General features: G+C 68.1%; 12 protein-coding genes (1 of these 12 only partly in view). 6 read left to right on the top strand and 6 right to left on the bottom strand.

The genetic code is table 11. The features are described from left to right. The first annotated feature begins 20 nt into the window (after window positions 1-20). From EI73_RS14045 to EI73_RS14025, 5 genes are all read left to right on the top strand, one after another. Entirely contained in the window at window positions 21-824 is an 804-nt protein-coding gene (locus tag EI73_RS14045) for an SDR family oxidoreductase (protein WP_034388695.1), read from the top strand. Next, on the top strand, window positions 821-1,897 hold the full coding sequence (locus tag EI73_RS14040) for a phosphotransferase family protein (RefSeq protein ID WP_034388693.1): 1,077 nt from the start codon (window positions 821-823) through the stop codon (window positions 1,895-1,897). The genes EI73_RS14045 and EI73_RS14040 overlap by 4 nt, the downstream gene beginning before the upstream one ends. Continuing rightward, window positions 1,890-2,594, top strand: coding sequence for a histidine phosphatase family protein (locus tag EI73_RS14035; protein WP_034388690.1), 705 nt, complete (start codon window positions 1,890-1,892; stop codon window positions 2,592-2,594). Before EI73_RS14040 ends, EI73_RS14035 begins: the two co-directional genes overlap by 8 nt. 17 nt (window positions 2,595-2,611) lie before the next feature. Further along, the gene (locus EI73_RS14030; RefSeq protein ID WP_034388687.1) at window positions 2,612-3,574 is read left to right on the top strand and encodes an alpha/beta hydrolase; all 963 of its coding nucleotides are present in this window, start codon (window positions 2,612-2,614) and stop codon (window positions 3,572-3,574) included. A 101-nt stretch (window positions 3,575-3,675) separates the two neighbouring features. After that, complete coding sequence (locus tag EI73_RS14025; RefSeq protein ID WP_034388685.1) at window positions 3,676-4,560, top strand: C39 family peptidase; 885 nt, start codon at window positions 3,676-3,678, stop codon at window positions 4,558-4,560. Here EI73_RS14025 and EI73_RS15720 read toward each other — a convergent pair whose 3' ends face one another. The 6 genes from EI73_RS15720 to EI73_RS13995 all read right to left on the bottom strand — a co-directional run bounded on the left by EI73_RS15720 (window position 4,561) and on the right by EI73_RS13995 (window position 12,929). After that, on the bottom strand, window positions 4,561-7,599 hold the full coding sequence (locus EI73_RS15720) for an ATP-binding protein (protein WP_051935646.1): 3,039 nt from the start codon (window positions 7,597-7,599) through the stop codon (window positions 4,561-4,563). Between the two features lie 67 nt (window positions 7,600-7,666). Then, window positions 7,667-8,686, bottom strand: coding sequence for an SDR family oxidoreductase (locus tag EI73_RS14015; protein ID WP_034388682.1), 1,020 nt, complete (start codon window positions 8,684-8,686; stop codon window positions 7,667-7,669). Window positions 8,687-8,765: 79 nt separating this feature from the next. Then, the gene (locus tag EI73_RS14010; protein ID WP_034388679.1) at window positions 8,766-9,899 is read right to left on the bottom strand and encodes a glycosyltransferase family 1 protein; all 1,134 of its coding nucleotides are present in this window, start codon (window positions 9,897-9,899) and stop codon (window positions 8,766-8,768) included. 73 nt (window positions 9,900-9,972) lie between these two features. Next, the gene (locus tag EI73_RS14005) at window positions 9,973-10,176 is read right to left on the bottom strand and encodes a KGG domain-containing protein (RefSeq protein ID WP_034389103.1); all 204 of its coding nucleotides are present in this window, start codon (window positions 10,174-10,176) and stop codon (window positions 9,973-9,975) included. 215 nt (window positions 10,177-10,391) lie between these two features. After that, entirely contained in the window at window positions 10,392-12,017 is a 1,626-nt protein-coding gene (locus EI73_RS14000) for a S8 family serine peptidase (RefSeq protein WP_051935645.1), read from the bottom strand. Between the two features lie 57 nt (window positions 12,018-12,074). After that, on the bottom strand, window positions 12,075-12,929 hold the full coding sequence (locus EI73_RS13995) for a site-specific integrase (protein ID WP_034388677.1): 855 nt from the start codon (window positions 12,927-12,929) through the stop codon (window positions 12,075-12,077). Between the two features lie 203 nt (window positions 12,930-13,132). Here EI73_RS13995 and EI73_RS13990 point away from each other — a divergent pair, with 203 nt between their 5' ends. Then, window positions 13,133-13,385 carry the 5' end (the start) of a hypothetical protein gene (locus EI73_RS13990; protein ID WP_156103616.1) on the top strand. The gene runs 278 nt beyond the window's last position, so the window shows 253 of its 531 coding nt (coding positions 1-253); it begins with the start codon at window positions 13,133-13,135; its stop codon lies off the right edge, out of view.

The following is a 13,385-nucleotide window of genomic DNA, read 5'->3' as shown; positions in this document are numbered from 1 at the left end:
CGTCCAACAGGAGTGCTCTCATGGACTTCCCCAACAAGATCATCGTCGTGACCGGAGCCGCCTCCGGAATCGGTCTTGCGCTCGCCACGCGTTTCGTGCGGGAAGGCGCAACCGTCATCGCCTCTGACCTCAACGCCGAGACCGGGGCACAGAAGGCCGCTGAGATCGGCGCGCGCTTCGTGCCCGCCAATGTCGCGAAAGAAGAGGACATCCAGGCCCTGATTGCCGACGTGCTGCGCGAAGAAGGCCGCATCGACCTCTTCTGCTCGAATGCGGGCATCGCCATCGGCGCGGGACCGGAGACGCCGGATTCGCAGTGGGACCTGATTCAGCGGGTCAACGTGATGAGCCACGTCTGGGCCGCTCGGCACCTGCTCCCGCATTTTCTCGCGCGCGGCGAGGGTTACTTCCTGAACACGGCGTCGGCCGCGGGTCTCCTTACCGAACTGCACTCCGCGCCCTACGCGGTGACCAAACACGCGGCGCTGGCTTTTGCGGAGTGGCTGGCGATCACCTACGCGGACCGGGGCATCCGGGTGTCGGCCCTCTGCCCCGAAGGGGTGTGGACGCCCATGATCCAGAACGCGCCCATCCTCCAGCAGACGGCCATCACGACGGATGAGCTGGTGGAAAAGACGCTAGAGGTGCTGCGGCGTGACGGCTTTCTCATCACCACGCACCCCACCACCCTCCCGTCTTTCCAGAAAAAGGCCGCCGACTACGACGGCTGGATTGCCGGAATGCGCCGCCTGCGCGAAAAGGCGATGGCGCTCCTGGCGGAACGGCAGGCCTTGGGCACCCCGCGTGAGGGGAGTCAGGCGTGACCGGCCCCGACACCGCCCCCGTCCGTCCCGGCGAGGAGCTGCCGCTGGACGCGCTGAAAGAGGCTCTGCGTGGAAAGGTCGCCGGCAACGTGGACGCCCTGACGGTCGAGCAGTTCCCCGGAGGATTTTCCAACCTGACCTACCTGCTGCGGCTGGGCGAGCAGGAGTACGTGCTGCGCCGCGCACCCCTCGGCCCGGTGGCGCGCGGGGCCCACGATATGCCGCGCGAGTACCGGCTTTTGCAAAAAGTGCATCCGGTGCTGTCCGTCGCACCCGAGCCCGTCCTGCTGGTGGAGGATCCCTCTGTGATCGGCGCGCCCTTCTACCTGATGGAGCGGCGGCGCGGCACGGTGGTGCGGACGCGGCTGCCCCCGGAGTACGCTGCCCTGCCTGGTGCCCCCCGCCAGCTCTCGGAGGCGCTGGCTGACACCCTTGCGGACCTGCACGGGGTGGATATTGACGCGACGGGGCTGCGGGCCATCGGCAAGCCCGAGGGCTTCAACACCCGCCAGGTGGAGGGCTGGGCCGAACGGTGGCGCCGTGCCCGCACCGACGACCTGCCTCCCCCCGGTGCCCTGCACGACGAGGACGTGATCGCCTGGCTGAGCGAGCACACCCCCCACGAGTCGGCGCACACGCTCGTTCACAACGACTTCAAGCTCGACAATCTGATGCTGGACCCGCAGGACCCCTCCAGGGTGGTGGCCCTCCTCGACTGGGAGATGACAACGGTCGGTGACCCCTTGGTAGACCTGGGCCTCACCCTGACGTACTGGACGATGCCGCAGCAGCCGGGAGGCGCCGAAAACCGCATCGGGGCGAACGCGCCGGGCTTTCTGTCGCGCGAGGACTTTCTGGCCCGCTATGCGGCGCGCAGCGGACGGGACGTGGGGGGTGTGGCGTGGTACGAGGTGCTGGGACACTTCAAGCTCGCCGTGATCGTTCAGCAGATCTATGCCCGTTACCGCGCGGGGCAGACGAAAGACCCGCGCTTTGCGCCGCTGGGGGAGCAGGCCGCCTGGCTGATCGGGGAGGCGTGGCGGCGAATTCAGGACGCCCCGGCACATGAGTGAACTCATCCTCGTGCGCCACGGGCAGGCCACGCCCTTTGAGGCCGATACCGACCGCCTTTCCGCATTGGGGGAGACGCAGGCCCGCGCGGTGGGGCGCTTCCTGGCGGAGGCCGGGCGAGAGCCGACCGACGTGCTGTGCGGGCCGCTGGTGCGTCAGCGCGAGAGCGCCCGCCTCGCCTCGGAAGCGGCGGGCGGCACCTGGCCGGAGCCCGTCACGGACGCCCGCCTGGCCGAGTACGACGGCGACGGCCTGATTCGCACGCTCGCGCCGCTGCTCGCGGCCCGCGACGCCCGCTTTGACGCTCTGCTGCGCGCCTGGGAGGAGGAGCGACACGGCCCCGAGCGGAACCGGCACCTCCAGCGAATGCTCGAGCCCCTGGCGGCGGCCTACCTACGTGGCGAGGTCACCCACGCGGAGGTGGAAGCCTGGGCGGACTTTCGCACCCGCGTTCACGCCTTGTTGGGGGAGCTGCTCGCAGGGCCTGCGGGCCGCACCGTCCTGGCCTTTACGTCCGGCGGCGTGATTGGCGTGACGGTGGCCGCCGTGCTGGGCGCCCCCGATGAGACGGCCCTGACCCTGAATTGGCGCGTCAAAAATGGCAGCATCACCCGCCTGACCTACGGCCGCGGGCGGGCCAGCCTCGACAGCTTCAACGAGACGGCCCATCTGCCCGGGGAACTCTCGTCTTGGCGGTAAAGGAGAAAGGAGAACGTATGCCCTCCCTCGATCCCCACCTCAAAGAAATCCTGCTTCAGTTGGCCGCAGCGCCCCAGCCCAGCAGCCTGGAGGAGATGCGCGCCGCCGTGATCGCCAACGCCGCTCGCATGCCGAAGCGCCCGGTGCGCATCGCTGGAACGCGGGACCTCACCCTTCCCGGTCCGGCGGCCGACCTGCCCGCACGGCTGTACACGCCGGAAGGGGAGGGGCCGCATCCCCTCACCGTCTACTTCCACGGGGGCGGCTTTGTCGCGTACTCCATCGAGACCCATGACAGCGTGTGCCGTGAGCTGTGCGCGGGAGCCCGGAGCGCCGTTCTCAGCGTGGAGTACCGTCTTGCCCCCGAACACCGCTTTCCGGCGGCTGTGGAGGATGCCTACGCCGCTTTGTGCTGGGCCGCCGCGAACGGTGAGGCACTCGGCGCAGACACCAGCCGTCTGGCGGTGGCCGGGGACAGCGCGGGGGCCAGCCTGGCGATGGCCTGCACCCTGCGCGCCCGTGACGAGGGCGGTCCTCCGCTTCGCGCGCAGCTGCTGATCTACCCCGCCGCCGACTTCGTGAACGTGGACCGTTACCCCAGCCGCCGCGAGAACGCCGAGGGCTTCTTCCTCACCGAGGAACGCATGCGGTTTTTTGGGCAGATGTACCTCGCTGATCCGGCCCACGCGGCCCATCCGCACGTGTCCCCGCTCCATGCCGCCGAGCTCCACGGTCTGCCCCCCGCCCTTGTGATGACCGCTGAGTTTGACCCCCTGCGCGACGAGGGGGCAGCGTACGCCGAGGCGCTCCGGCAGGCGGGTGTTCGTGCCGAACACCTCCCTGGTCCCGGCATGATCCACGGCTTTGCCAACATGACGGCTCTCTCGCCCGCCGCCGCCGCGCTGCTCGACCGGGCGGCCGCCTGGCTGGGGGCAGAACTGACGGCACCCCCCCGCGTGTCTGTGGAAGGGAGCCGCTAGAGCTCTGCTGCCGGCGTCTGGCAAATCCAACCAGAAGCGGACATCATGGTTTCTTTATCCCCCCCTTTCCGAGGCAGGGGGCCGGGAGCCTACCCTGCGGTATGGCGCTCCCCTTGGTCCTTCCTCTGGCGCTCCTGCTGCTGTCCGGCGCAGCGGCGCTGCCGCCGAGCATCACGCTGAAGAACATTCGCCATGAGCCGCAGGGACCGGATAACTGCGGACCCGTGACGGCGCTGACGATCCTGGGGTACTACGGCACGCGGGTGACCCAGGCGCAGGCGGCGCAGGCCCTCAAGGACTCGCCGCGTGACCCGCAGGTGTCCAGCGTGGAGCTCGCCCGCTACCTCGACCGCTTTGGCCTGCGCACGGTCATTCGCTACGCCGGAACGCCGGAGCTGCTGCGTGACCTGCTCGCCCGCGGTATCCCGGTCGTGGTGCAGCAGCGGCTGCGCGCGGGGAGCTCGGTCGCGCACTTTCGCACGGTGTACGGCTACCGCGGCAGCGACTTCCTGACCAGTGATCCCCTGCGTGGTCCCAGGCTGTGGCTGAGCACCGCCGAGCTGATGGACCTGTGGCACTACTACAATGGCGAGTACCTGATCGCCTACCCACCCGCCAAGGAGGGTGAGGTCCGGGCCGCCCTGGGCGAAGACTTCCGAGCAGCTGCGAACTGGCAGAAGCTCAAACGGATCGGCGAGCGTAGCGTCAAGGCCCGGCCCAACGACCCCTACAACTGGTGGGGCCTGGGCAAGGCGAATCTGCGGCTGGGTAACGTACAGGCGGCTGCCGCAAACTTTGACCGCGCGGTGGCTCTAGGGGTCCCAACCCTGTACTTTCTGTACCGGCAGGAAGCCTTTGAGGCGTGGACGCAAGCAGGTCAGCACGACAAGACGCTGAAATTCGCGCAGCTGGCCCTGAAGACTGACCCCTCCAGCAAGGAACTCCTGCGCTTTCGCAACCTGGCCCGCAGCGCTCTGGGCGGATAGCTAGGCCGGCAGCGTGAAGCTGAAGGTGGCGCCCTCCCCGAGGCGGCCCTCTGCCCAGACGCGCCCCCCATGCCGGCTGACAATGCGCTGCACACTGGCTAGCCCTATGCCGTCCCCCTCGAATTCCTGCGGGGTGTGCAGGCGCTGAAAGACCTCGAAAAGCTTGCTCTCTCCGGCGGGGTCGAAACCCACCCCGTTGTCACGAACGTGGATGACGTGCTCGTGCCCTGTCCGCTCGGCCCAGACTTCGATGCGGGTCACGTCCCGCGGCCGGGAATACTTCAGCGCATTGCCCAGCAGATTCTGAAGGACCTGGCGCAGCAGCGTAGGGTCCCCGCGGACGGTCGGCAGGTCAGCGACTTGCCACTCAATCTGCCGTTCGCCGGCTTCGGGAGCGAGCTCGACCCGTACAGCCTCCACCAGGTCACCCAGGGCGACCTCGGTCTTTCGCACCTCACCGCTCCCTAGACGGGCCAAGGTCAGCAGGCCGTCGATCAGGGTATTCATCCTGGCGGCGCTGGCCTCGATCACATCCGCGTACTTCAGGGCGCGGGGCTGATCCGCGACCGCCCGGCGCAGCAGGCCCGCAAAGCTGCTGATGTGCCGTACGGGCGCGCGCAGATCGTGCGAGACGCTGTACGAGAAGGCCTCTAGGTCGCGGTTGGCCTGCTCCAGCTCCCGTTGCTTGGCCGCGAGCGCCTGCGCGCCCTCGCTGCGCTCTAGAGCCAAGCCGAGGCTGCGCACGACCGTCTCCAACACCACTCGGTCTGTGCCCGACCAGTGGCGCGGCGTTCCGTTGGGCGACCCAAAGAGGGCGACCGCGAGCACCCCGCGTGGTGCACCGTTGACGAGCACGGGAAGGGTCGCCGTAGCGCTGATGTGCCCCGTGAGCTGCTCCAGCCCGTCGGTACCCGTGTCGTAGCTGTCCTGGTAGAAGGGCTGCTGGGTGTGCCAAGGCAACCAGAGGTTTCGGGTGCTTTCAAAGGGCAGTCCGGCTTCGACCGCCGCCTGGAGTTCAGAATTCCGCAGGTCACCCACCTGCACCTTGAAGCGCCACAGGCCGTCTTCGGGTTCGGCATAGACCACGTATCCTTCGGGCAGCGTGGCGAGCAGAATCTCCTGCGCGCGCCGCACCAGCCACAGCGGATCGGCTTGCAGCTCAGGATCTCGCAGGTCGCGGCCCAGTTCCGCGAACGCCTCCAGCGTGCGGGAGCGGGCCGCGAGCTCTTCTTTCTGCGCGTTGAGGGTGCGGGTCAGGTCCGCTCGCTCCGCCGCCAGGCTCAGCGCCCGGCCCACCGCCCGAAACACCGCCCTGTCGCGCTCGCTCCAGCGGGTTTTTCCGCGCAGGCCCGCCGCCAGTTGTCCGATGGTCTTTCCGCCCACCGTGACCGGGTAGACAGCCAGCGCCCCATACTCGGGCGTGTGCGCGGCAAGCGCGTGCTCTGATTGCCGCCACTCGTCCACAAACAGCGGCTCACGGGTCGCGGCGGGCTGGGCAAAAAGCGGAAGATCCGCCGGGAACCCCGCCTGCGCGGCGTTCAGGGTCGCGGGTTCCATATCGCCGTCCCAGGGCCCCTGCTTCCAGAGGTTTCCCTGAAGTTCGTAGTACCCGGTGCTGCCGTCTCCCAGCGCCCGGTGCAGCAGCTGGGCCGCAGCCTGGGTGAGCACCTCCAGGTTGGTCTCGTGGCCCGTGAGTTCGGTGAAGCGGGCAAAAGCCTGGAGGGCGGCAGTCTCGGCGGCCAGCTCCTCGTTGCGGCGCAGCAGGTCACGGGTCCGCTCGGTCACCCGCTGCTCCAGCGTGGCGCTGAGTTCCCGCTGTTCGGTCACGTCCACGCCGGTCACCACTGCGAGGGCAGGGCCGTTCCCGTGCTCGTCCTCGATCAGGGTGGACGCGTACTGCACGAAGCCGCGCGTGCCGTCTCCCCGCTCCATCTCGATTTCCTCGCACTCGACACGCTCGCCGGTACGAACGGTGCGGGCCAGCGGCCACTCGCTGCTCTCGTACCGCCGGCCGTCTGGGTGAAAGCCCACGTATTCGCTGTAGTGTTCGGTGTCCTGGCTCGCTCGGAAGGGATGGCGCAGGATGCGCTCGATGGCCCGGTTTCCCGCGATCAGGCGGCCAGTGGGCATCTCCGCGATCCAGATGGCAACGGGCATCTGATCGAGAATGGCCCATAGCCGGGCCCGTTCCTGGTCGAGTGCCTGCCTCACCCGCTCGCTCGCCTCGATAGCCTCGAGGCGCCGCAGGGTTTGGGTAAGTTGTCCCGCCAGAAAGCGCAGAAACTCCTGTTCGCTCGCCGTGAAGGAACGGTCTTGGGAGAAGTGCAGGATGAGGCCCCCCCGCCTTTCCCCCTCCGGTCCCAACGGGAGAACCGCCAGGGCCTGTACGGACGGTTTCGGAGCGAGGGCAGCCGCGTCCTCCTGCCGCAGAAACAGGCCGTCCGGCCCCTCTCCTGCCTCCTGCACGAGCGCGGTGAGCACCGCGTCTGCCAGTTGCAGGTTGAGGCCTACCCGCTGGACCGGGAGGGTTCCCTTGCCCTCCTGGGGCAGGGGCCAAAACACCCCGCCCGCTGCCCCCAGGGCCTCACGGATAAGCTCCAGCGTCGCCTGTAGAGCTTGTGCCGGGGAGCCGGCCGCCGCCAGCGCACGCGTGATCGCCAGGAGTGCCTCCCGCCGTTCCTCGGTTCGTCGGCGTTCGGTGACGTCCCTCAACTGAACGGCCACGCTATCCGCATAGGGGCGGGCCTGGCCCTCCACCCACAGGCCCGTCTGGGAACAACCCACCTCGAAGCGCCGCTCCTGCCCGGTCTGGAAGACCAAGCGGCACACCTCGTGCAGAGCTGCCCCTATCGTCCCTGGAAAACCCTCCAGCAGGGGACGGCCCAGCAACTCTGGCGGTGTGGTTCCCAGCAGGGCGGCGGCAGGCCCATTGACGTACGTCCAGCGGCCCTCCCCATCGGCGATAAAAAATGGATCAAGCAGCCCGTCGAGCAGAGCCAGGGCGTCGAGTGGAGGAACAAGGGAAGGGTCTCGGTTCACGCCTTCGCGGAAGATTACACCGCTTGGGCCCGTGTGGGGAAGCTGTCCCCCTTACCTCAACAAAGGGTTAAGAGGGGCGACCTGTGGCCGCTCGCCGTCGGCGGTTCCAAAGAGCCGCAGCCCATCCCGCTCCCAACAGCCCCGCCGCCAGCCACTTGCCGTGCAGGACAGCTTCGGTGTAGACGCTCACGGGCTGCACCACCCCGGGATAGTCGCCCCGTTCTGCCAGGCGCTCGGAAGGGTGGTTGAGAATATCCTGTCCGGGAGGCTGCGGCGGGCGGCGGCTGTGGGTGCGGGGGATCACCAGGGCGGCCATCAGCCGTTCGGTCAGCCCGGGAGCCCACTGCCCGGACGCCGCCATCCATTTGGCGCCTGCGCCGACATACACCTCGCGGGTAGGAGTCGTCGCAGCGTGCACAATCGCCCGTGCGACGGCCTGCGGCGCATAGACGGGCGGCACATGCTGCGGTTCGTCCTCCAGAACGCTGCGCGCGTTCAGCGGCCAGGGCGTGTCGATGGGGCCGGGCTTTATCAGCGTGACGGAGATGGGCGCGCCCTCATGAGCGAGTTCCATCCGCAGGCCGTCTGTAAAGGCTTTGACAGCGTGCTTGGAGGCGGAGTACAGCGCTTGCAGCGGAATGGCCTGCTCGGAAGCTACGCTGCCCAGGTTGATCAGCGCTCCTCCCCGTTCCCGCAGGTGCCTCACCGCCACCCGTGAGCCGTACACCACGCCCCAGAAGTTGATGTCGAAGACGCGGCGCATGTCCGCCACGTCCGACGCCATCAGCTCTCCGTACATACCGACACCCGCGTTGTTCACCCAGGTGTCGAACCCGCCAAAGGTCTCCTGTGCCAGCTCAGCGACCCGCGCCACGTCCTCCTCGCGGCTCACGTCGGCCACCGCAAAGACAACGTGCCCGCCCGCGTCCGTGAGTTCCTGGGTGAGCCGCCGCAGGGCCTGCTCGCTGCGTGCGGCCAGCACCAGCCGTGCACCAGCTCGCGCCGCCAGCCGCGCGGTGCTCAGGCCGATGCCGCTCGACGCGCCCGTAATCACCATAACCTGCTCGTTCAGGGGTTTGAGGTTCACGTGGTCCTCCCAGAGCCGAGTTTCGGGGGGCAGAGGGCGGCTTTGTCGTGAGTTGGCTAAAGCTCCGGCAAGGTCCCCTTCAGTCTGCGGCGGCGGAGACGCTCGTAGCCGCCTGCTCGATCAGGGCGCTCATTTCAGCCCAGGTGTGGTCCCAGGAGAGGGTGGCAAGGAAGGCATCCGCCCGCTGACGGCGCGCCTCGCCGGCCGGGGTGTCGCGTTCGTCCAGCGCCGCGGCGCAGGCGGCCTCAAAGGCATCTACACCGTCGGCGATGCGCACCAGGTTCCGTTCGCCGTAGGGCCGCACCACGTCACGGATGCCGGTCGACACGACCGGCACCCCGGCCGCCAGGTACTCGGGCGTCTTGGTCGGGCTGATGAATTCGGTTGCCGCATTGCGCGCAAAGGGCAGCAGCGCTACGTCCCAGTGGGCCAGGTAGGCCGGGAGCTCGGTATACCGCTTCATGCCCAGGTAGTGCAGGTTCTCGCCCCGCGGCAGGGAAGCGGGATCGATCTTGACAACCGGACCCAGCAGCACGAAGTGCCACGCCGGACGGCGGCGAGCAAGCTCGCCGAGCAGCGCGATGTCAAAGCGCTCGTCGATCACGCCGTAAAAGCCCAGGCGGGGACGGGGAAGCGGCTCTTGGTCTGCGGGATCAGGCAGAGCCTGGCGGGCCTGGGCGAAGTGGGCGGTATCGACGCTGGAGGGAAAGCAGTGCACGTTGGGGTGCTGGTCGCGCTTGGCCTCGTACAGGCGGTAGCCGCCGGTAAAGACGACGTCGGCACGGCGAAACAGGGCGGCTTCACGAGCGCGCAGCTCGGGGGGAGCGCCCTTGAAGTTGGCGAGTTCGTCCATGCAGTCGTAGATCGTCACGCGGGGCGTGAGGCCAGCGGTGACGGGCAACTCCATCGGGGTGTACACCCACAGGTCGTACACGTGGAGGTGTTCGGCCTGGACCCAGGAGGCCAGCAGCCGCGCGGTGCTCGCGCGGCCCTCGTCGGCGCTGCGGCCCTGCTGAAGCTGGGGCGTGATGACCGTGACGCCACTGGCGTCACGGCGCACCGCCAGCTGGTCAGACGGTGCCCCGTACACCGGCTCCTCGATGTAGTACACCCGCCGTGACCGCGCTGCCCGCGTCATCAGGTGCTGCGGCCGCTGGAAGACAAAGTCCCATCTCAGGTGGGACAACACAAGCAAGGCGGGCGCGCTTTTCATGAATTCTCCTTTCCGGCTGGCCGAGTGCTAGGCTTCCGCTGGAAAAGCGCCCCGGTAGGGGCACGTGGGGACCTTACTGCTCGCGGCTTTGCCGGGTGGAGCCGCGAGCGGCCCGGCCGCCCTTGCGCCCCGCTTCCCGGGCCTCTTCCGACGTGAATCGGTGGGCGTTGCCGCTGCGGTGTGCCGCCTGGCCTCCCAGTCGGGCAATTTCCCGCTGCCGGGCTGGATCCATTGCGGCAAAGCCGCGCCGCGCCGTGCTCTTGCTGGTGGTTGTCATGCTCTTTCCTCCCCGGAAACGCTCGTCGCTCACGTTTCCTGCTGTTTGCCCCCCAGCAGATGCTCGTGCCGTTGGGCGACCAGATTCTCCTGTCCAGCTCTGCCGTTTGCCCCCAAAGAACTGTGAACGCTCCTGCGCTGAGGATGACGCTTGTTCATGAAAGCGCTGAAGCCGGCTTCACCCCATTCACATCCTGCTTGCCCAGGTCTATGGGGTCAGCGGTGGGTCTGGATGTCTTGCACAGCGTCTGTGCCGTCACTCCCAGGAACGGTGGCGGCCGCGCTGCCGCTCAGGATCTCCCCGGCGCGTTGCAGGGTGGCGCGCAGTTCGTACGTTCCGGCAGGCAGTCCACCCAAGGTGTAGGGGACGGCAGCCTGCTCGGGGTCAAGGGTTCCCGTGAATGTGGTGCTGGTGACCGCCCGTCCGCTGCGCCAGGCTTCGACCTTGAGCGTGTACGGTGGGGGAAGGGGCAGGCTGGCGGCGCGGTTGACTGCCCCCTCGACGTTGAGGAGTGCTCCCGCGGCGGTGGGGGTGGCTCCCTCCTTCAAGGCTTGCCGAATCTGACTTGCCCTCAGCTGCGGAAAGGCGGCGCGCAGCAGTGCTGCCGTGCCACTGACCAGGGGAGCTGCCTCGCTTGTTCCTGCTCGCAGGGTGTACCCGCCCTGGGCGCGGGGCGCGAGCGTCAGGATATCGTCTGGGCTGCTGCCGCTGACTCCTCCCGGCGCCACGAGGTCCAGGGGCTTTTGACCGGGCAGGGGCCGCGCACTGTAGGGCGCAAGCGCTTGGTCCTCACGGGCCACTGCTCCTACCGCCAGCACGTTGGGGTCGCTGGCCGGATAGTACAGCCCCTCATCCGGGGTGTTGCCCGCCGCCGCCACGAGCACGATATCGGCGGCTGCAACGTCTGCGATGGCGGCTGCCAGCGCGGGGTCAGCCGGCGCCGCCTGCCCCCTGCTGCCCCGAAAGCCTAGACTCAGGTTCACCACCTTGGCGCCCTGGGCCTGCGCGTACCGTAGACCCGCGATCACACTCGCACTGGTTGCGCCGGAGATGGAGCCATTCGTCCCAAACACCTTGACGGGAAGGACAGTCCCCCGCCAAGTCAGGCTGGCCAGCCCCTCGCCGTTATGGGTCTGGGCCACAATCAGCCCTGCCGTGCTGGTGCCGTGTCCCACGTCGCCGGCGGTGACCTCGTCCGGGTCCGTGTCCGTGCCCTGGCAACTCTGGCCTACAAGCCGCGAGCAGAAGTCAGTGCCCGGGTGCAAACGCCCCAGCAGCTCGGGATGACCGGCGTCCACCCCTGTATCAAGCACTGCCGTCAGGGCGCCATCGACGGGTTTGCCCAGCGCCTCCAGCCGGTTCCAGCCCTCCAGCGCCCGGATGCGCGTGAGGTAGTCCTGATCGTAGGCCACCCCCCGCACCACCACACCCGGCCGCTCCGCACCGGGGAACCCCGGATCGTTGGGCACGGACAGCGCCTGGTAGATCAGGTTGGGTTGTGCGCGCACACCTGTGGCCCTCAGCCGCTGCGCGAAGGCCGCGTCTGTTTGCCCGGCAGGCGTCCGTGCCAGGGCCAGGTTGGTGCCCGGCACCGCTTGCCGCTGCACCTTGGAGAGAAGCCCGAGCGCCTGAGCACTCAGCCTGTCCGCTGGCGGGGTCTCCAGCAACACCTCTCCCGGCACATGGGGCAGCTCCCACAGCGCCGCCGTGTCGAGGGTCACCGCGCGCGTGTCACCGGGCAGCAGCACGTGTCCGCGAATGGTGTAGGTGGGTGTCTTCGGCGTCGGGGAGCTGCAGCCCACGAGCAGTGCGCCCAGCAGCAGAGCCAGAACTCGGTTCATGGCTCCAGTCTGCGCGCTGCCCCGCAGCTGGGGCTGACGGCGCCGTGAAGGGTTCAGTCATGTTTGCGGAGGTCGGTCCGCCGCCAGCTTCTGCCAGACCTCGACCGCCTTGAGGGTGGTGAGGCCTAGCCGGTCGGCCACCACCTGCGGGTTCCCGGTTTGCAGCAGGAGGCGCAGCCCAGCGGCGTTTCGAAGGGCGCGCCACGCCTTGTAGGGAACATTGGCCTGCCGGCAGAGGGCGTAGATCACGGCCCGCAGCTGATGGTCGTTTTCCAGCCTAAACATGGGCCCTGGAGTTCTGAACAGTTCCGTTTGCCCCTGTTCCCGCCCGTAGGCGTGCAGCGCGTCCCCCAGCTCCGAGCTGAGCTCTAGGCTTCGTCCCCCAACCCGCAGCTCTCCCCGCGTGAGGTCGAGGTGCTCCCAGCGCAGGTTGACGGTCTGCGGCCCCGTTAGCCCGGCATGGGCACCCAACAGCACGAGCGCCCGCTCCTGCGTGTTGCCGTGGGCCAGGAGGCGATTGATTTCCGCCGGGGTGTAGAGGTCACGGTGCTCCTCGGGCTTGTTGCTGGGGAGCAGGAGGCCCAGGAAGGGATTCGGCCCAGGGTGGGCACCCTGCGCTGCCAGCACGTCATAGAGCGTGCGCACTCGCGCGAGGTGATTGTGAACCGTTGCCGGGGTCGCGGGGTGCTTTTGAAGCAGCACGGCTCGGTACGCTTGTGCGTCGGCTGGCCCTGCCCGCAGCACCGGGCGACCTTCCGCCGCCGCCCAGCGCAGATAGACCCTCAGGCTGGAGAGGTAGTTCTTGCGGGTGGCATTGCCGGGCTGTCCTGGAAGGTGATCCGCGATCAAATCCAGAAACGCTTCGATATCCCCGCGCCCCAGTGTCCGCCGAAGAAGAGAGGAGAGGTCCACATCTGAATATATACAACAGAGGACTATGGCGCTTCGACCAAGATAAAAAGGGGAGAGGACGGCCGAGGTGGTCCAGGTGTGTTCAGGCACATAAGCCCTACCGCAACGTGAGGCTCGGCTGGAGCAGCAGCCCCAGCGCGTCCTCACCACAAGCCGCCTGTGGGTTCTCCAGCTCTCGCAGAGCCCGCGCTATGGTAAGGCGCGTGACGCGCTGGCGGGCTTTCGAACACGATGGAACCACCTTTGATCTGGGGCATCTGGACCCCTTTGAGTGCGACTTCGTGCAGCCCGGCAAGGACGGCAAACCACCTGTGACCTATCCGGTGTGGGTGCATTTCAGCCACCATTGCTTCACCGAGGGTGTCAAGCCCGGGGATGACCCGGCGTGGCAGTACCGCCACGTGTCCAATCGGGACTTCCGGACGTTCGACATGACGCGCTACGAACTGTCTCGGC

Source organism: Deinococcus sp. YIM 77859, from assembly GCF_000745175.1.
In the GTDB taxonomy this organism is placed as follows: domain Bacteria; phylum Deinococcota; class Deinococci; order Deinococcales; family Deinococcaceae; genus Deinococcus.
The sequence above is the reverse complement of the archived record's forward strand: the minus strand, read 5'-3'. Positions and strand labels throughout refer to the sequence as shown.